Origin of the sequence: Nonomuraea sp. NPDC048882 (genome assembly GCF_040649755.1) — a bacterium.
Taxonomy (GTDB): Bacteria; Actinomycetota; Actinomycetes; order Streptosporangiales; family Streptosporangiaceae; genus Nonomuraea; species Nonomuraea maheshkhaliensis.
This window is the reverse complement of record NZ_JBEZGB010000002.1, coordinates 460,114-477,929: the sequence shown is the minus strand read 5'-3', so window position 1 is coordinate 477,929 and position 17,816 is coordinate 460,114. Positions and strand designations below refer to the sequence as shown.

The window sequence follows — 17,816 nt, the reverse complement described above, 5'->3', positions numbered from 1 at the left end:
TGCGTACCGGAATCTGCGCCTGAATGTGCGCCTGAATGTGCGCCTGAGTCGGACGACGGGGTGGCTGCGGCGGGGGCGGCCAGGAGGGGGGTGAGGGCGAGGGCGAGCAGGGCGGTGGTGAGGGAGCGGGCGAGTCTGCGGCCAGGAAGGGGAGAAGGCAGGCGAGGGCCGGGGTGGTGGCGCGCTCCGTGCCGGCCCTGGAGCGGGTGCGGCGTGGCGTTCGGCATGTACGGACTCCCCATGTGTGCCCCTCGATCAACAACAGCCACGGTAACGTGCCACACCGTGACAAGTGGCGAGGTGCGGGTGACGCAGCGGCAGTGGTGGGCGTGGGTGATCGTGGCGCTCGCCGTCGCGGCGGCCGTGGCGCCTCTGGTGCACACCTGGCTCACCAATCCCGACGACCAACGGCTGGTCGACCTGGACGTTTACCGTACCGGCGGGCAGATGCTGCTCGAAGGCCGGCCGGTGTACGACTACGTCACGCCCGCCCCGCAGTTACTGCCGTTCACCTACCCGCCGGTCGCGGCCATGCTGGCCGTGGCGCTGGCCGGGATGTCGTGGGTCACGGCGCAGTGGGTGTGGACGGCCGGGATCTACGTGGCGCTGGCCGTGACGGTCGGATTCTCGTTCCGGCAGGTGCTAGAGGGGCCGCGGCTGCGGAAGTACGCGCCGTGGGTGTTCGGGCTGCTCATGGTGGCGTGCGCGTACCTGATGCCGATCAGGGACCAGGTGCGGTTCGGGCAGGTGGACATCCTGCTGGTCGCCCTGTGCGTGGCCGATTGCGTGGCCAGGCGGCCCTGGTGGCCGCGCGGGTTCCTGATCGGGCTGGCCACGGCGGTCAAGCTGACTCCCGGCGTCTTCCTGATCTACCTGCTGATCACCAGGCAGTGGCGGACGTTCTTCATGGCGTCGTTCGCGGCGGCGGTGCTCACGCTGCTGCCGTTCGCGGTGATTCCGCAGGACGCGGCCGACTTCTGGTTCTCGGCGCTGCTCGACCCCGAACGGCTCGGCGCGAACGCGGCCACCACCAACCAGTCGATCAGGGGCATGTTGATCCGGTTGTACCTGCCCGACCTGCTCACGTCCGTGATCTGGGTGGTGGTCGTGGCCGCCGTCGGGTGGTACGGCTTCAGGGGGGCGCGGGAGGCGTACCGGACGGGTGATTCGCTCACGGCGGTCGCGCTCGTGGGGCTGATGGCCGTGCTGCTGTCGCCGGTCGCGTGGATCCACCACCTGGCCTGGGTGGTCGTGGTGCTGGCCGCGATCGTGGGCGACGGCCGCGACCCGGTCAGGCTGCGCGTCGCCGCCGGGGTGTGGCTGTACTACGTGGTGCCCGTCCCGTGGTGGGGGGTCTCGCTCAAGGCGGCCGACATTCCGGGCGTCAGCCTGGTGCTGGGCAAGATCGTGCAGAACGGGTTCGGCTTGGGAGCGCTGGTCCTGGTGTGGTTGTTGGTGTCCTGGCTGCCGAAACGCCGTGAGCCGGCTTGACACAGCCATTACCCTCTGTGCCGTGCTCGTTACCACTTGGGTGATCGTGGGCGTGGTCGCCGGGGTCACCGGCGTGTCGATCGGCTTCCTGGCGTTGCGGCAGGCCAGAGCCACGATGGAGGAGTGCCGGCGCATGCTCGTCCGGCAGAGCAGCGAGGCCCCGGGCGACCTCAGAGCCATTCGGGACGTGGCCGTGTGCCGGTACGACGCGCTGTCCGAGATGACCGGGCGGCTGTCGTTCTCGGTGGCGATGATCAACGGGCTGGGCGACGGGATCGTGCTGACGTCCATCAACGGACGCAGCGAGACGCGCACGTACGTACGGCCTGTGGTCGGGGGGCGAGGGCAGCAGCCGCTGTCGCCGGAGGAGGAGGACGCGGTACGGGCCGCCCGACTCGGCCTGGGCCCCTTCGTCACCCCCCGCCCTTCCGAGACCTACTGACCGCCGGGCCAGGCTGCCGCCGGGCGACGCCGACCGACACCTCCTCCCGAGGTCTGTCGACCACCCGCGCAGGTTGCCGCTTGGAAGTGCCGACCGGCCTCTTCCCGAGACCTACTGAACGCCCGCGTAGGTTGCCGCCTGGAGGTGCCGAGCGACCTCCTCCCCAGATCCGCAGAGCGCCTGCGCAGGGCCTTCGACCTGCGGATACGCCGTGGGAAGAAACGGCCGCAGGCGCTCTCCACCTGCGGATACCCTGGACGCATGCCCAGACTCGCCTACCTCGGGCCGGAAGGGACCTTCACCGAAGAGGCCCTGCGCCTGCTCGACCCCACCGCCGAGCGGCTGCCCTGCGCCACCGTGAGCGCGGCGCTCAACGCCGCCCGCGCGGGCGACGCCGACGGCGCGGTGGTGCCGCTGGAAAACTCGATCGAGGGCGCGATCACCACGACGCTCGACGAGTTCGCCTGGGGCGAGCCGTTGCTGATCACGGCCGAGCTGCTGCTGCCGGTGCAGTTCTCGCTGCTGGCGCCCCCGGGCACCGAGATTCCGCACATCAAACGGGTCTACACGCATCCCGCGGCCATCACCCAGACCCGCGCCTTCCTCGCGCGTGAGCTGCCCGACGCCGTCGTGGTGGCCGCGCCCTCGACCGCCGCCGCCGCGCAGGAGGTCTCGCTGCCCGGCTCGCCCTATGACGCCGCCATCGCCGCCCGCATCGCCGGCGAGCACTACGGGCTGGTGGAGCTGGCCACCGACATCGGCGACAGATCCGACACCGTGACGAGGTTCGTCCGAGTCGGCCGTCCAGGCGCGCTACCCGACCCGACCGGCTCCGACCGCACCTCGCTCGTGGTCTTCCTGGCCGACGACCACCCGGGCGCGCTGCTGGAGATGCTGACCGAGTTCTCGGTGCGCGGGGTCAACCTGACCCGCATCGAGTCGCGACCGACCGGGGGCGGCATCGGGCGCTACTTCTTCCACTTCGACTTCGAGGGCCACGTCGCCGACGCCCGCGTCGGGGAAGCCATCGCCGGCCTGCACCGCATCTGCGGCGAGGTCCGCTTCCTCGGCAGCTACCCCCGCGCCGACGGCATCGCACCCCAGATCAAACCGGGCACCTCCAACCTGGAGTTCACGGAGGCCGGCGACTGGCTGACCAGGATCCGAGCCGGCAAGGTCTGAGCGAGGGCGGTCGGTTGCCTGGTCTTCGGGCCAGGGCCGGCGCTCCGCGTCGGCACATGCCTTATGCCGGCCCGTGGCTCCGGTCATGAGCGGTTCGGGCGGAAGGCGGCTGGCCCGCGTTCACCCCGCCAACCAAACGACTCACCAACCCCATTGGGACGTGACCCCCAGCCAACCAAGCGACTCACCAACCCGCCAGCCGGAACGACTTTCCGGCTCCAGGCTGCTTCAGTGACGTCGGCCCGCCGCGTCGGACCTCGTCCGACCTGCCCGTCAGACCGACTCCTCACCACGAGCCCAGCTCAGCAATCGGAACCACATTCCCGACCAGAGCCGGTCCCCAACACCGGGAGTCGTTCCATGGGGGGATCGGGTGGTTCGGTGGCGCGGGTGGGAAAGCAGGGGCGGAACGCCTCCGTACGCCGGTAGCCTTTGTTTGTGATTGACCTGCGTACCCTTCGTGAGGACCCCGACCGGCTACGGGCGTCGCAGCGTGCCCGCGGTGAGGACGACTCGATCGTCGACACGCTGCTCGACCTCGATGAGCGCCGCCGATCCGCGCTGACCTCGTTCGAGTCTCTGCGTGCCGAGCAGAAGAGTATGGGCAAGTCGGTCTCCAAGGCGCAGGGTGAGGAGAAGGCCGCGCTGCTCCAGCGGGCCAAGGAGCTCGCGGGTCAGGTGAAGGCCGCCGAGTCCGAGGCGGAGAAGCTGGCCGCCGAGCTGGACGGCGTGCTTCAGACGGTGCCCAACATCGTCGAGGAGGGCGCACCGGAGGGCGGCGAGGACGACTACGTCGTGCTTGAGACCCACGGCGAGCCCCGCACGTTCGACTTCGAGCCGAAGGACCATCTGGAGCTGGGCGAGGCGCTCGGCGCGATCGACATGGAGCGCGGCGCCAAGGTGTCGGGCTCGCGGTTCTTCTTCCTCAAGGGCGTCGGCGCCCGGCTGCAGCTCGGCCTGCTCAACATGGCCATGCAGCAGGCGATCGAGGCCGGGTTCATCCCGATGATCACTCCGGTGCTGGTCAAGCCGGAGACCATGCAGGGCACCGGCTTCCACGTCGCCCACGACAAGGAGATCTACCGGCTCCCCGAGGACGACCTCTACCTGGTCGGCACGTCGGAGGTGTCGATGGCCGGCTACCACGCCCAGGAGATCCTCGGCGGCGACGAGCTGCCGCTGCGTTACGCGGGCTGGTCGTCGTGCTTCCGGCGCGAGGCCGGCTCGTACGGCAAGGACACCAGGGGCATCATCCGGGTCCACCAGTTCGACAAGGTCGAGATGTTCTCCTACGTGCGCCCTGAGGACGCCCAGGAGGAGCACAAGCGCCTGCTCGACTGGGAGAAGGAGATGCTGGCCAAGATCGAGGTGCCGTACCGGATCATCGACACGGCCGCGGGCGACCTCGGCATGTCGGCGGCGCGCAAGTTCGACTGCGAGGCGTGGATCCCGACCCAGGGCCGCTACCGCGAGCTGACCTCGACTTCCAACTGCACCGAGTTCCAGGCGCGCAGGCTGGCGGTCCGCTATCGCGACAAGGACGGCAAGCCCCAGCACCTGGCCACCCTCAACGGCACGCTGGCCACGACCCGCTGGATCGTCGCCATCCTGGAGAACCACCAGCAGGCCGACGGCTCCGTGGTGGTCCCCGAGGCGCTGCGCCCGTACGTGGGGCTGGACGTGCTCACCCCGGGCAAGTGATCGGAGCCGCGTGACCGGCTTCGCGTGACGGGTGACTCTGTTTCGAGTGACCGGACAGGGTGACTGGACAGGGTGACTGGATGCGCGTGGCCGGCTCCGGGCCGCCGGGCCGCTGACCACCGAGCACTGCTTTCGGCCACCGGTTTCGGTCGCAGACTGCGGGAGACCGGATTCGCGCGGCCGATTCCGGGGACCGGCTGCGTGAGACCGGGATCTGGGGGACCGGATCGAGGTGGGCGGTAGGTCCGGAAGCGGTTATTCGTCCGGGAAGTGCTTCGGGTGGCGGGCGTCGCGTCTGATGAGGGCGGCGCTCGTCAGGACGACGACGGCGGTCAGGAGTGTCGCGAGGGCGGCCGCGGCCGAGTACGACTCGGGCGTCCCCCGGGCCCACCCCTCGAACGGCAGGTAGACGCTCGCGTACACCAGCGGTGCCGCCAGCACCCCCACGGCCGCCGCCGCGGGTCGTGTCCGGCCCGTCGCCGCCAGCACGACGCAGATCACGCCGCCCGTCAGTAGGGCGAGGAAGCCGAGGACCCGCAGCGGGAGCCAGTCGTCCGAGGATGCCACCGGCCAGCCGTTGAGCAGGAGCAGCAGGCCCAGACAGGCGGCCACCGCGGAGCCCGTGTACGCGCGGGTGTACCGGCGCAGACCAGCCCCCACTCCGCCGAACAGCACGCAGGCGGCGAGGAAGAGTGCCACGCCCCATTCGGGATCCATGTCCACCTCGACCGTTCTGAGCCCCGGCCAGCCGATCCGGCGCCAGGTGCCCGATGTGTCGCGGATCGCCAGCCCGTCCATGCCGTTCGCCACGATGACGACGTGCCCGCCGGGCCGCGCCTGGACGGCCAGGGCCTTGGAACGCAGGTCGGTGGGCAGGCCCCCGTACTGCCTGGACACGCGCTCCAGCGCGTCGCCGGTGACCTCCCAGGAGGGCTGCCACGTACGTCCCCCGTCGTCCGACTGCTCCACGCCCAACCGGTTTCCGATGATCCGGTAGCACCTCGTGGCCTGCCCGGGCACGCACTGGGCGCTCTGGCCCGGCCTGGGGTCGTGGTCGCCGGTGATCTGCGACCAGCTGAGCCCTCCGTCGTCGGAGATCCACGTGGTCCTGCCGTACGTGAACACGCTGATCCGGCCGCCCGAATCCACCTCGACGGACTCGGCCGAAAACGGGGGCGTCGCGGAGGAGGTGGCGGTGACCGCGATCAGGGCCAGCGGCATCGTCACGATGATCCGCCACCGGGACGAGGAGGGCTGTCTGAGGCTGCGGGCGCGTACCCACCAGGCGAGGGCGAGGGCGGGCAGCGCCAGGAGGTCCGTAGGATCGGCCAGGACGCGCGAAGGGCCCGCGACGAGGGTCCAACCCTGGGAGGCGAGCTCAGCGCCCGTCTCCGTCGTCTTCACGAGCGCGAAGGCCACCCCCGTCACCATGATCGCTGCCAGGTCCGCCCGGCGCGGCAGCAGCGGTGCCAGCAGGGCCGGCGCCACGACGAGCCCCGCGACGTCGCTGAGCTTGCCGGTGACGAAACCCGGCCAGGTGTGTTTGAGCAGGTGGTCGTTGATCAACAGCACGAGCACCCCGGCAACGGTCACGGGGTGACACAGCCACGCGTACCTCATAAACAGGACGACCGCTACGGGCGTCCGGTGGTTCAAGGGTTACGTGAGTCGAGTCACAGCCGTGACCAACCCGACACCAGCACAACCAGGGAGCGGGCCGGCCGGCAGATGAACTTGTGGACGCCGCCGGGGTACCCGCAGGGGTGGCCGCAGGGGTGGCCGCAGGGGGTGAGCGTGACCGGTCCGATGTCGGTGAAACCAGTCGGATGCACCTGCGGGGCCGGGTCCGACGCACGCGGGATGGGGTTCGGCGCAGGCGAGGCTGACCCGACACGGGCGTAACCGGCTCGATGCCAGTGGGACCGACCCGACCCACCAGCGGGACCGGTCTGAGGCAAGCGTGATCGCCCTGGCCTCAGCGTGATCGGCCCGACGCAGGTGGGACTGGCCGGACACCCGCGTGGTCACCCCGACGCAGGCGCTCCGCCGGCGGCGCGGCCGGACGCAAGCGTGGTCCCCCGACATCGGCGTGATCGGGCCGACACTGGCGGAACCGACCCGACCCGACCCGGGCGGAACGCGGAACCAACCCGACCCGGGCGGTACCGACCCCACAAGGGCGGAGTCGAACCGACACGGCCGGAGCCGACCCCACGCGGGAGCCGACCCCACACGGGCGGACCAACGGATGCGCTCGGACCTGTCTGATGCAGGCGGGGCCGGCTGGATACACGTGGAACCGGCCCCACACGGGCGGGCCGGCCCCACACGGGCGGGGCAGGCCCCACACGGGCGGGGCAGGCCCCGTACAAGCAAAAGACCGGAGCCCGCTGGAAGCGAACTCCGGTCTATCTCGCTGCTACAGGTTAGAGGGCTCGGACCTGTGAGGCCTGCGGCCCCTTCTGGCCCTGCGTGATCTCGAACTCGACCCGCTGGCCGTCTTCAAGGCTGCGGTAGCCGTTGCCGACGATCTCGGAGAAGTGCACGAACACGTCCGGCGCACCGCCGTCCGGGGCGATGAAGCCGAAGCCCTTCTCGGCGTTGAACCACTTGACGGTTCCCTGAGCCATAAAAGCTCTCCCTCAGGATGTGAATCTATGGGACCCACACCTCGTGGGTCCCGGTGTGTCGTACAGCAAGCACCCGGGGTGGCTCAGACAAAGTCATGCTGGTTTTCACTACGGGATCAGCTAATACAACGCCATCACATCTAACACCATTCTGGAGCGTTGGTGTTCCCGTCCCAACGAAGATTTCTGTCAGGCGGCATCACCGGGCAAACTGGAACCTGTTATGCAGAGCCTTCCCGCACCGCGCCTAGTGGCCACCGACCTCGACGGTACCGCGTTGCGCACCGACGGAACCGTGTCTCCCCGCACGGTCGCCGCCTTCGCCAAAGTCGAGGAATCCGGGGCCGTGCTGGCGTTCGTGACGGGGCGTCCGCCCCGGTGGATGGGCGGTGTGGCGAGTGCGGTACGTCACCGTGGGCTGGCCGTCTGTGCAAACGGAGCGCTGATCTACGATCTCCATACCGAACGGATAGTGGAATCTCACCTGATCACGGTCGAGGTACTCGAGGAAGTCGTCGCTCAGCTAAGAGCGAACGTGTCGGATCTCGTATTTTCGGTCGAGTATGAAGCGGGTTTTGCGCATGAGTCGGATTTCCTGCTGAGTGACCGGGACAGGCGCCCGGGAGCCGTCGGCGCCGCCTCGATGACCTCGCGCCCGTGCGCCAAGCTGCTGGCGCTGCATCCGATCATGGGCGCGGACGAGCTTCAGGCCACGGTGGAGGAACTGGTGGGGCATCTGGTGACGGCCACGCACTCCAGCGGGAGGGGCCTGATCGAGATGAGCGCCCTGGGCGTGACGAAGGCGACGGCCCTGGCGGCGCTCGCCGGGCAGCACGAGATCAAGCCTTCGCAGACCGTGGCCTTCGGTGACATGCCGAACGACCTGCCCATGCTGAGTTGGGCAGGCACGTCGTACGCGGTCGCCAACGCGCACCCGGCCGTGCTGGCGGCGGTCGATCACGTGACCGCGACCAACGACGACGACGGGGTCGCGAAGGTGATCGAGGAGCTCTACGCGTAGCCCCCGCCCGCCGAGCGATGAGCTCTACGCGTAGCCCCCCGGCCGCCGAGCGATGAGCTCTACGCGTAGCCCCCCGGCCGCTACACAGCCGGTCGCTACACAGCCGGTCGCTACACAGCCGGTCGCTACACAGCCGGCCGCTACAAAGCGGACGGCAGCTACACAGCGGTCGGCGGCTACAGGTAGGGGCCGGAACCGCCGTGGGGTCGCTGGGGGCCGCCGTCGTCGCCCTGCGGCACGCCCGGCAGCGCCCTGCGCATCTGCTCCAGCTGGGCGCGCGCGGCCATCTGCTGCGCGAACAGCGTGGTCTGGATGCCGTGGAACAGGCCTTCGAGCCATCCGACCAGCTGGGCGTGCGCGATGCGCAGCTCGGCCTCGCTCGGCGGCGTGCCGTTCTCGTCGGTGAACGGGAGCGACAGCCGCTCCAGCTCGTCGACCAGCTCGGGCGCGAGGCCGTCCTCAAGCTCCTTGATGGAGGACTCGTGGATCTCCTTCAGGCGCTTGCGGCTGGCCTCGTCGAGGGGAGCCGCGCGGACCTCCTCGAGAAGCTGGCGGATCATGCTGCCGATGCGCATCACCTTGGCGGGCTGCTCGACCAGGTTGGTGACCGAGCGGTCGTCCTCGCCGCTATCGCCCTGACCTTGGAAGTCAGGACCCACCACCACGATGTGGGGGGTGTTGTTGTCCTCAGCATTCATAACACTCACCGTACTAGCAGGATCTTGCCGACGTGCTCCCCTGAATCCAACATTCGGTGAGCTTCGGCGGCATCTGACATGGGCACCTCCGCGTAGATCACCGGACGTACGGCACCGGCCCCGACCAGGGGCCAGACGTTGTCGACGACGCTGCGGACGATGACGCCCTTCTCGTCCACGGGACGCGAGCGCAGCGCCGTGGCGTGCACGGAGGCGCGCTTGGCGAGCAGCATGCCGAGGTCGAGCTCGGCCTTGCGCCCGCCCTGCAGCCCGATGATCACCAGCCGACCGCCGGTCTTGAGCGCGCGCACGTTTCCGGCCAGGTATTTCGCGCCCATGATGTCGAGGATGACGTCGGCGTGAACCTTGTCCGCGAAGTCCTCCTCGCGGTAGTTGATCACCTCGTCGGCGCCGAGCTCCCTGACGCGCTCGGCCTTGGCCTCCGAGCCGACCGTGGTGACGACGTACGAGCCGAGCGCCTTGGCGAGCTGGATCGCGAAGCTGCCGATGCCGCTGGCGCCGCCGTGCACGAGCAGCGTCTCGCCCCTGCGCAGCCGTCCGAGCATGAACACGTTCGACCAGACCGTGCACGCCACCTCAGGCAGCCCGGCGGCCGCGTGCAGCGGCACCCCTTCGGGCACGGGCATGACCTGCTGCCACGGTACGGCTACGCGCTCGGCGTAACCGCCGCCCCCGAGCAGCGCGCACACCTCGTCCCCCGGCTTGAACTGCTCCACGTCCGCCCCGACCTCGGCCACCACGCCCGAGACCTCCAGCCCCAGGTACGGTGACGAGCCGGGAGGAGGGTCGTAGAATCCCTGCCGCTGCAGGACATCGGCCCGATTCACCGCCGAGGCGGTCGTCTCGATGAGCACGTCGCCCCGCTCGACGCTCGGCTCCGGCACCTCGTGCCACTCCAGGACCTCGGGTCCGCCCGGCTTGACGATCTCAATGGCTCGCATGCGAACCACGGTAGCCGGGCAAAGAAGTTCTGGGTTGCCGGGCTGTGCCGGAGCATGTGGCGTTAACCTGCAATGTATTTGCTGCCCCTTTAGACCCACCCGAGGGGGAACACGGTGGCAAGACACGATCGAGAAGAATCTCTCGAGGAACAGCTGGCCTGGCTCGACGCGATCAAGGAGACGGAGGAGGCGCCCGTTCCGGTCAGCGCCTCGGCCGCCGTCGCCGACGAGCCGGTCGCTTCGCCGTACCCCAAGGACCCCTGGCTGCACGTGCCGCAGCAGCACGACACGCCGACGCCGCCGCTGTTCCGCGCGGCGGTCGACTCCGTGTACGGCCCCGAGGCCGCCGAGGACCTTCCCCAGGCGGAGAGCGAGGCCACCCAGTGGCTCGACCGGGCCGCTCTTCAGGACAAGCCCGCCCCGAGCGTCGAGGATCCCTTCCACGCGCCGCTGAAGCCGCTGCCGCGCCCCGACGACACCGACGCCTTCTCGCTGCCGCTCACGCCGCCCCAGCCGGCTGAGAGCAAGCCCCAGCCGGCCGCGAGCAAGCCCGAGGCGGCCGGGAGCGGCACCGAGACGTCGGGGAGCAGGGCCGAGGCGGCGCAGGACGAGCCGTGGCCGCACATCCCCGACTGGGCGCGGGAGTCCACGGAGAGCGAGGAGACGCGGCGTCCCGAGGCCGTCAAGGAGCCCGCGGACGACGAGTCGGCGGGTGCCGAGTCGGCGGGTGCCGAGGCCGCTTCTGTCGAGCCCGCTCATGTCGAGTCGGTACGCGACGAGCCGGCCGTGACGGAGACCAAGTCCCCGTGGGCGGACACCCAGCCGCGCAACGAGGCCCCGTCATGGGCCCAGGAACAACGCGACGAGGAGCCGGGCGCAGCAGCGGGTACGGCGGAGGCGCCGTCTTCCGCGGAGCGGCCGCCGTGGGCCGAGCCGTCCGAGACGCTGCCGCGCAGCGAGCGCCCGCAGTGGGGCGAGCCCGAGCCGCGCTCCCAGGAGTCGTCCCCGTCGTTGCGGACGCCGCTCCACGGGTCCCAGGAGCCGTCGCGTGACGAGGCCGCGGAGCCCGAGCGGCTGTCGTGGAGCACGGAGCAGCCCGCCAAGTGGGGCGACGAGCAGCGGCTCACCTGGTCCGACGAGCCGTCCGCGTGGTCCGGCGAACACCCCGCGTGGTCCCAGGATCGTTCCCAGCAGGATGACGAGCGGGCGCACAAGGACGAGCGTCCGCAGCGGGACGACGAGCGTTCCGCCGGCGACGAGGCACGACCCCAGCAGGAGGAGCCCCAGCGCTCTCCGTGGGACGAGCCACAACGTTCCCCATGGGACGACCCGCAGCGGTCCCAGCGCGAGGAGCCGCAGGGTTCCCAGCGGGACGAGCCGCGCCGTTCGCGACGGGCGCAACAGCCCGACAACCCGGCCAGGAGCGAGCCGTCCGAGCGCCCCCAGTGGGCCGACCAGCCGCAGTGGGCCGACCAGCAGGAATGGCGGCCCGCCGAACGCGAGATCCCGCCGCCGACTCAGCCTCGCCGCCGCCCGGCCCCCATCCCCGTCTTCACCGCCCCGCCCAGGCCCCCGGTCACCGGACGCCCGACGGCGGAGAGCCTCGACCCGGAGTCCCTGCTACGCGGACGGCGTAACGCGCCCTCCAAGGGCTGGCGCCGTGTCGTCTACAAGGCGTCCGGCGGCTGGATCAAGCCGGGCGAGCCCCCGGAGGTGCGCCGCCGCCGCGAGCTGCTCACCAGGGCCCGCACCCCGGTGACGGCCGGGCACCACCGGGTGGCCGTGCTGAGCCTGAAGGGCGGCGTGGGCAAGACCACGACCACGGTCGGCCTCGGCGCCACGCTGGCCTCCGTACGCGGTGACCGCGTCATCGCCGTCGACGCCAACCCCGACCGGGGCACGCTGTCCGACAAGCTGGCCCTGGAGACCTCGGCCACCGTGCGCGACCTGCTCAACGAGCGCGACCAGGTCAAGCGGTACGTCGACATCAGGGCGTTCACCTCGCAGGCGCCCTCGCGGCTTGAGGTGCTGGCCTCCGACCGTGACCCTGCGGTCTCCGAGGCGTTCAGCGGCTCCGACTACCAGGACGTCTCCCAGGTCCTGGAGAACTTCTACTCGATCTGCATCACCGACTGCGGCACCGGCCTGCTCCACTCCGCCATGGGCGGCGTGCTCGGGCTGGCCGACCAGATCGTGCTGGTCAGCTCCCCGTCGGTCGACGGCGCCAGGGCGGCCTCGGCGACGCTCGACTGGCTGGAGGCCCACCACTACGCCGACCTGGTCAAGAACGCCACCGTGGTGCTCTGCAGCGTCAGGCCCAGGTCGAAGTCGGCCGTCGACATCAGGAAGCTGGAGGCCCACTTCGCCGCACGGTGTCGTGCGGTGATCAGGGTGCCCTATGACCCGCATCTGGAGGAGGGCGCGGAGATCGACCTGGACCGGCTCCAGGATGCGACGAGGGAGGCCTACCTGCAGCTCGCCGCCAGTGTGGGCGATGCCTTCGCGGGGACCCGCGAGTGAGCGGAGGGTGTGGGATTCGAACCCACGAGGCCATCGCTGACCTGGCCGCTTTCAAGGCGGCTGCACTCGTCCACTATGCGAACCCTCCCGTGCGGAAACCACGATAGCGGCTGTGGTGGCAGGGGTGTACGTTCAGGTGGTGGCGGATCTCGACGTCGAGGTGCAGCGCGGCGCCTGCCGAGCGCTCGTGCGCCTGAGCGGTGACCTCGACAAGCTCACGGCTCCGCTGCTGAAGGACTGCCTGGTGACGCTGTTCACCGAGGGGCGCGTGGAGATCGTGATCGACGCGGCCGAGCTGGAGTTCTGCGACTCCAGCGGCCTGTGGGTGCTGGTCGAGCACCAGCGCAGGATCTCCGCGCACGCCGGGAGCCTGGGCCTCGTCGGCGTGCACGGCGTCTTACAGCGGGTGCTCGACGTCACAGGGCTCAAGGCCGCCTTCGACCGCGTGGTCCCCGCAGAGCTCTGACCCGCCGGAGACCTGACCGCACGAAGACCGCATGAAGCGAAGACCGCGCGAAGACCGCACGAAGCGAAGACCGCGCGAGCCCGTCCGACCGGCGCGAGCTCAGCCGCCGAGCTGCGTGAGCAGCCACTTGGGGCCCACGGTTTCCGCGCCCAGCTCCCCGACCCGCTCCTTCAGCCCCCGGTCCGCCGTCACGACGAGCACCCGCTCCCACGGCTTGGCCTGACGCACGACGTCCACGATGGCGTCGTCGCCGCTCCCCGTAGCCGCCACCACCTGGATCCCCGGTACGGCAGGAGCCTCACGGGCCGCCCCCTCCACGACCGCCACCATCCGCGGATACCACTGCGCCAGCACCGGATGCGTCAGCCGCAGCCCCGACACGTCGTTCAGCAGCCGCGTCGCCGCCCCCAGCCGGTCGTTCCACCAGCCGCGCTCGGCCCGCGCCCCGACGATGTTGGCCACGTCGAGCACCAGGGTCTCGGGGTGGATCGCGCCCTGGATGTCGCTCCACGTGGCGGCGAAGCCGGGATGCAGCTCACGGTCGGCGATCTCGGGCAGCGCCAGCCAGCGCAGCTCGGTGCTCTCGCCGTTGGCCGGCGCGGCGGCCAGCAGCTCGGCCGAGGCGGCGATCACCGTCTCGAACGTCCACCCGCCGTGGTCGTCGAGGTAGACGCCCCGCACGCGCAGCCCTTCGCCGCCGAGCGCCGCCTCCTCGCGGGCCTCGCGCAGCGCGCTGGTGACGGCGTCCTCGTGGCTGTCGCGGGCGCCGCCAGGCAGCCCCCAGGTGCCGCCGTGGTGACTCCACAACGCGCGCTTCTGCATGAGCACGTACGGCACGCCGAGCTCGTCGTGGTGGACGACCAGCAGCCCGGAGGCCCCATGGACGCCCCAATGCCGATGGCCCTGCGCGCACTCGGTCCAGCCGTCGCCGTCCTTAGCTGCCATGAGGGGATTGTCTCAGCCTCCGCCCTTGGAGAAATGCTGGTAGTCCTTGGTGCCCGACCAGTAGCCGCCCCACTCCCAACCGACGCGGGAGAAGGCCTTGACGACCTTGTCACCGGGGTTTACTACACCTTTACCGCTTACAGGCCGTTTAGCGAACTTTTTCGCATTCTGGTGTGCCGTGCTGCCACTTGCGGTGACATATGGGTTCTCGCGGGGATTGATGTCTATCGCTTCCCCATAGGCGTGATTCGACCAGTTGCTCGACCCGGTCGCCGGGCGGCAGTTGAAGGCCGAGGTGTTGTCGGCGTCGATCGAGTCGTAGTCGTCGCCCTTGTACGCGTCCACCAGCTTCATCTGCTTGATGGGCCAACGCCATCCGTACAACCTCTTGAAGACCGTCACGATGTCGCCGGTCACCGTCTTACGCACGACCAGCTGCCCGGTGTGCGCCTTGTCGTCGAAGCCCCAGTACGTCAGCGTGACCAGCCGCAGGTCCCGGTAGTGGACCGGGCAGCCGGGACGCCAGGAGTACGGGAGCTGGTCGCGCGCGACCCGGGAGACCTTCGCGCTGAACGGCGGCGGCCCGGTCGGGCTGGGGGCCGGAGTGGACTTCTGCCCGGCGGAGGCGGGCACGGACATGGGTGATTCGGGCGTCTCGTGGACGGAATCCGAGGTCGCGGGCGAGGCGACCGGCTCTCCCGCGCCGCACGAAACGGACGCGAGCACCACGAACGCCATGGCGGCAGCACGTTTCATCTCGCCACCATATGCGACATCCGCCCTGGTCAGGGCACTATCAGCACAGTACGGCGAGCCCGCTTCGCCAGCCCGGAGGAAACCGAGCCCAGCCACGACCTGCGCGAGCGGCCCACGACGATCGCGTCGGCCCGGTACGCGCTGGCCAGCGTCTCCAGCTCGCGCGCCGCGTCACCCCGCACGCTGACGAACTGCCACGGCACCCCGGCGCCGCGCAGCTCGTCCCTGAGCTCCTCGGTCAGGTCGCAGGCCGAGTCGGGGATGATCGGCGACCCGGCCCAGAACCAGAGGGGGGTGGCGTAGAGCGCCTCGACGAAGGCGATGAGCAGCGCGGCGTCGTCCCTGCGGGCGAGCCCGGCCGCGTACGCGAGTGCGTTGCGGCTCGGGCCCGATCCGTCGAAGCCCACGACGAGCAGGCCGGCGCCGTCCTTGCCGATCTCGAAGCGCCCTTCGGGGAGCTCGCCTTCCAGCGGCTCCCACCGAGGGTCCGCGCCATTGCCGAACACGGCATGTCTCGCGTCAGGACTCGGTGCGCCTGCCGCGCGAGGCCAGCTCGCGCAGGGCATCGGCGGCGTAGACGACGAGGGTCACGAACGACACCGCGGCGATCCCGCCGCCGAGCCACAGGTCGTTGACCGTCGCGTCCGCGTAGGTGGCGCCGCGGGGCTGGTAGCCGACCGCGAACGGCGCGGCGACCAGCCACAGACCGCCGAGGAACAGCAGGACGAGGGCGGACACGCCCAGCTTCGCCGTCATCGGTTCTCCTCCACTCCAACGAGGGACGTCTTGCCGTTGTGGCGGTGCTCGCCGCCGCCGGGACGGGATCCGGTGCTCAGGTCCTCACGCAGCGCCTCGACGAGCGGCGCCAGCAGGCTGGCCAGCTCCGCGGAGGACGCCTGCGGCGCGGGGACCGGCACCGGCTCGGGCTCAGGCTCGGCCTTGCGTGGCTTGGGCTCCACCAGCCCGCGCAGTACGAGCTCCTCGCGGATGGCCAGCACGAAGGCGATGGCGCCGATCAGTCCCACGACCGCCACGCCGAGCCCGGTGAAGAACTCGGACTGGGTGGCGTTCGTCCAGTCGGCGTCCTCCGGCTGGCCGCCGAGGGCGAAGGGCGCGATCATCAGCCACAGCCCGGCCGGCACGGCCAGGGCCGCGGCGACGGCGCCCACGAACTTGCGAATCATTGCGAGATTCCTCCTGTTACGAGGTCCTTCTGTGGCGGCGTGGCCTGCGCGATCAGGGTGCGCGAGGTGGGCCGCAGCACGTCGTGCACGACCGCCCTGGCCCGTTCGCGCTCGGAGCGCTCGTCGGGTGGCGCCAGCCTGGCGACCGCGCTCAGCAGCGCCGAGCGCTCGCCGTTCACCCGTTCGATGCGCTGGGAGATGAGTTCGAGCAGGAGGCCCGCCAGGACCAGGTCGTCCTTGCTGAGCGGCTTGGCCGCGGGCTCGGGCGGCAGGCTCGAGCCCCGCAGCGGCAGTTCCTTGAGGAAGAGCGTGGCCAGGAACCCGAGCAGGGCGATGGGCACGCCCACCAGGAACACGGTCTCCAGGCCGCGGGTGAACGACTCCAGCACGATGTTCTTGATCGGCGTGGGCAACAGCTGGATGGCGTCGGGGCTGCCGAGCTTGACGTCCCCGCCGCCCGGCAGCGAGATGTGCGCGGCCTGCAGCATCTCGGCCATCTCGTCCTTGAGCCGGCCGGTCAGGATCGCGCCGAACGCGGAGACGCCGACGGCGCCGCCCAGCGACCTGAAGAACGACACGCCAGACGTGGTCGCGGCCATGTCGCGCAGCTCGGAGCCGTTCTGCGCGGCCAGGATGAGCATCTGCATGGACAGGCCGAGACCGGTGCCCAGCACCGCCACGTCGGCCCCGATGAGCCACTCGCTGGAGTCGACGTGCAGCCTGGACAGCAGGAACAGGCCGGCCGCCACGATGAGCAGGCCCATGACCGGGAAGATCTTCCACCTGCCGGTCTGGGTGACGATCTTGCCGGAGATCACGCCCGACAGGAACAGCGCCACCACCATGGGCAGCGTCATCAGGCCCGAGTTGGTCGGGCTGAGCCCCTTGACGATCTGCAGGTACTGCGGCAGATAGATCATCGCGCCGAACATCGCCATGCCGACGAACAGCGAGGCCAGGCTGGTGAGCACGAACGTCGGGTTGCGGAACAGCCGCGGCGGCAGGATCGGGTTACGCGCGGTGCGCTCCGACAGCACCGCCAGAGCCAGACTGAGCAGCGCGATCGCGGACAGGGCGTAGGTCCAGAACGAGTTCCACTCGAACTCGACGCCGCCGAGCGTCAGCAGCAGCATGAGCGCGCTCGCGCTCGCCGTGATCGTGGTGGCGCCCCAGATGTCGATCGACGTGCTGCGCTTGATCCGCTCCAGCTTCAGCACCTTCTGGATGACCACGAAGGCCACCACCGCGAACGGCACCACCACGTAGAAGCACCAGCGCCAGCCCAGCCAGTCGGCGTCCACGATGAATCCGCCCAGCAAGGGGCCCGCGACCGTGGAGATGCCGAAGACGGCGCCCATGTAGCCGGAGTAGCGGCCGCGCTCCCTGGGAGAGACGATGTCCCCCAGGATCACCTGCGACAAGGCCGACAATCCGCCCACACCCAGGCCCTGGATGGCCCGCGCCGCGATGAGCTGTCCGATGTCCTGCGACAGGCCGGCCACCAGCGAGGCCGCGACGAACAGCCCCAGCGCGGTCTGGAACAGGAGCTTGCGTCCGAAGACGTCGGACAGCTTGCCCCACAACGGCGTGGACACCGTCATCGTCAGCATGGTCGCGCTCGCGACCCATGAGTACTGGTCCTGACCGCCTAGTTCCCCCACGATCGTCGGCAGCGCGGTGCCCACCACAGAGGTCGAGATCATCGACGTGAGCATCGCGAGCATGAGCCCGGACATGATCTCGAGGATCTCGCGGTGGGAATAGTGCCGCTTCGCGGGAGATGCGGCCTGCGCCTGGGCTACCAAGACACCCACATCC

Annotated in this window: 17 protein-coding genes and 1 tRNA gene; 7 read left to right on the top strand and 11 right to left on the bottom strand. The window is 70.2% G+C overall.

Features of this window, described 5'->3' with window-relative positions:
- Window positions 1-285: 285 nt before the first annotated feature.
- From AB0C27_RS07425 to serS, 4 genes are all read left to right on the top strand, one after another.
- Complete coding sequence (locus tag AB0C27_RS07425) at window positions 286-1,491, top strand: glycosyltransferase 87 family protein (protein ID WP_357839246.1); 1,206 nt, start codon at window positions 286-288, stop codon at window positions 1,489-1,491.
- A gap of 22 nt (window positions 1,492-1,513) precedes the next feature.
- The gene (locus AB0C27_RS07420) at window positions 1,514-1,933 is read left to right on the top strand and encodes a DUF4446 family protein (RefSeq protein WP_357839243.1); all 420 of its coding nucleotides are present in this window, start codon (window positions 1,514-1,516) and stop codon (window positions 1,931-1,933) included.
- 261 nt (window positions 1,934-2,194) lie between these two features.
- Entirely contained in the window at window positions 2,195-3,115 is a 921-nt protein-coding gene (pheA, locus tag AB0C27_RS07415) for a prephenate dehydratase (protein WP_357839240.1), read from the top strand.
- Window positions 3,116-3,553: 438 nt separating this feature from the next.
- Window positions 3,554-4,816 carry a serine--tRNA ligase gene (serS, locus tag AB0C27_RS07410; RefSeq protein WP_357839238.1) on the top strand — a complete coding sequence of 421 codons (1,263 nt, stop codon included), beginning with the start codon at window positions 3,554-3,556 and terminating at the stop codon, window positions 4,814-4,816.
- 255 nt (window positions 4,817-5,071) lie between these two features.
- Here the strand turns inward: serS and AB0C27_RS07405 are convergent, their stop codons facing one another.
- A complete protein-coding gene (locus AB0C27_RS07405; protein WP_357839235.1) occupies window positions 5,072-6,394 on the bottom strand; it encodes a hypothetical protein in 1,323 nt (440 codons plus the stop codon).
- Between the two features lie 848 nt (window positions 6,395-7,242).
- A complete protein-coding gene (locus AB0C27_RS07400; RefSeq protein WP_080043977.1) occupies window positions 7,243-7,446 on the bottom strand; it encodes a cold-shock protein in 204 nt (67 codons plus the stop codon).
- 223 nt (window positions 7,447-7,669) lie between these two features.
- On the opposite strand from AB0C27_RS07400, the gene AB0C27_RS07395 reads away from it, so the two are divergent.
- Window positions 7,670-8,467: an HAD family hydrolase gene (locus AB0C27_RS07395; RefSeq protein ID WP_357839232.1), complete on the top strand. Its 798-nt coding sequence runs from the start codon at window positions 7,670-7,672 to the stop codon at window positions 8,465-8,467.
- A 176-nt stretch (window positions 8,468-8,643) separates the two neighbouring features.
- On the opposite strand, the gene AB0C27_RS07390 is transcribed toward AB0C27_RS07395, so the two are convergent.
- Window positions 8,644-9,165 (bottom strand): bacterial proteasome activator family protein, encoded by a 522-nt coding sequence (locus AB0C27_RS07390; protein WP_106247429.1) that lies wholly within the window; start codon window positions 9,163-9,165, stop codon window positions 8,644-8,646.
- 5 nt (window positions 9,166-9,170) lie between these two features.
- Window positions 9,171-10,127 carry an NAD(P)H-quinone oxidoreductase gene (locus AB0C27_RS07385; RefSeq protein WP_357839228.1) on the bottom strand — a complete coding sequence of 319 codons (957 nt, stop codon included), beginning with the start codon at window positions 10,125-10,127 and terminating at the stop codon, window positions 9,171-9,173.
- A 114-nt stretch (window positions 10,128-10,241) separates the two neighbouring features.
- Here AB0C27_RS07385 and AB0C27_RS07380 point away from each other — a divergent pair, with 114 nt between their 5' ends.
- Window positions 10,242-12,647, top strand: a complete 2,406-nt coding sequence (locus AB0C27_RS07380; protein ID WP_357839225.1) for an AAA family ATPase — start codon at window positions 10,242-10,244, stop codon at window positions 12,645-12,647.
- Between the two features lies 1 nt (window position 12,648).
- Here AB0C27_RS07380 and AB0C27_RS07375 read toward each other — a convergent pair.
- Window positions 12,649-12,735: transfer RNA gene (locus tag AB0C27_RS07375), tRNA-Ser, on the bottom strand.
- Window positions 12,736-12,786: 51 nt separating this feature from the next.
- Here AB0C27_RS07375 and AB0C27_RS07370 point away from each other — a divergent pair.
- Window positions 12,787-13,113, top strand: coding sequence for an STAS domain-containing protein (locus AB0C27_RS07370; protein WP_357839222.1), 327 nt, complete (start codon window positions 12,787-12,789; stop codon window positions 13,111-13,113).
- A 99-nt stretch (window positions 13,114-13,212) separates the two neighbouring features.
- Here AB0C27_RS07370 and AB0C27_RS07365 read toward each other — a convergent pair whose 3' ends face one another.
- From AB0C27_RS07365 to AB0C27_RS07340, 6 genes are read right to left on the bottom strand one after another with little or no spacing between them, the layout of a single operon-like run.
- Complete coding sequence (locus tag AB0C27_RS07365) at window positions 13,213-14,058, bottom strand: NUDIX domain-containing protein (RefSeq protein WP_357839220.1); 846 nt, start codon at window positions 14,056-14,058, stop codon at window positions 13,213-13,215.
- Window positions 14,059-14,070: 12 nt separating this feature from the next.
- Window positions 14,071-14,814 (bottom strand): M15 family metallopeptidase, encoded by a 744-nt coding sequence (locus AB0C27_RS07360; RefSeq protein ID WP_357839217.1) that lies wholly within the window; start codon window positions 14,812-14,814, stop codon window positions 14,071-14,073.
- 29 nt (window positions 14,815-14,843) lie between these two features.
- Window positions 14,844-15,320, bottom strand: coding sequence for a universal stress protein (locus AB0C27_RS07355; RefSeq protein ID WP_357839214.1), 477 nt, complete (start codon window positions 15,318-15,320; stop codon window positions 14,844-14,846).
- A 13-nt stretch (window positions 15,321-15,333) separates the two neighbouring features.
- A complete protein-coding gene (locus AB0C27_RS07350) occupies window positions 15,334-15,570 on the bottom strand; it encodes a hypothetical protein (protein ID WP_357839211.1) in 237 nt (78 codons plus the stop codon).
- The gene (locus tag AB0C27_RS07345; RefSeq protein ID WP_357839208.1) at window positions 15,567-15,998 is read right to left on the bottom strand and encodes a hypothetical protein; all 432 of its coding nucleotides are present in this window, start codon (window positions 15,996-15,998) and stop codon (window positions 15,567-15,569) included. The genes AB0C27_RS07350 and AB0C27_RS07345 overlap by 4 nt, the downstream gene beginning before the upstream one ends.
- A complete protein-coding gene (locus AB0C27_RS07340; protein WP_357839205.1) occupies window positions 15,995-17,812 on the bottom strand; it encodes an MDR family MFS transporter in 1,818 nt (605 codons plus the stop codon). The genes AB0C27_RS07345 and AB0C27_RS07340 overlap by 4 nt, the downstream gene beginning before the upstream one ends.
- Window positions 17,813-17,816: the final 4 nt, after the last annotated feature.

Excerpts from the sequence above, each read along its gene's own strand:
- AB0C27_RS07350 (WP_357839211.1), bottom strand. The coding sequence starts at position 15,570 with ATGACGGCGAAGCTGGGCGTGTCCGCCCTCGTCCTGCTGTTCCTCGGC.
- AB0C27_RS07365 (WP_357839220.1), bottom strand. The coding sequence starts at position 14,058 with ATGGCAGCTAAGGACGGCGACGGCTGGACCGAGTGCGCGCAGGGCCAT.
- AB0C27_RS07345 (WP_357839208.1), bottom strand. The coding sequence starts at position 15,998 with ATGATTCGCAAGTTCGTGGGCGCCGTCGCCGCGGCCCTGGCCGTGCCG.
- AB0C27_RS07385 (WP_357839228.1), bottom strand. The coding sequence starts at position 10,127 with ATGCGAGCCATTGAGATCGTCAAGCCGGGCGGACCCGAGGTCCTGGAG.
- AB0C27_RS07400 (WP_080043977.1), bottom strand. The coding sequence starts at position 7,446 with ATGGCTCAGGGAACCGTCAAGTGGTTCAACGCCGAGAAGGGCTTCGGC.
- AB0C27_RS07360 (WP_357839217.1), bottom strand. The coding sequence starts at position 14,814 with ATGAAACGTGCTGCCGCCATGGCGTTCGTGGTGCTCGCGTCCGTTTCG.
- AB0C27_RS07390 (WP_106247429.1), bottom strand. The coding sequence starts at position 9,165 with ATGAATGCTGAGGACAACAACACCCCCCACATCGTGGTGGTGGGTCCT.
- pheA (WP_357839240.1), top strand. The coding sequence starts at position 2,195 with ATGCCCAGACTCGCCTACCTCGGGCCGGAAGGGACCTTCACCGAAGAG.
- AB0C27_RS07395 (WP_357839232.1), top strand. The coding sequence starts at position 7,670 with ATGCAGAGCCTTCCCGCACCGCGCCTAGTGGCCACCGACCTCGACGGT.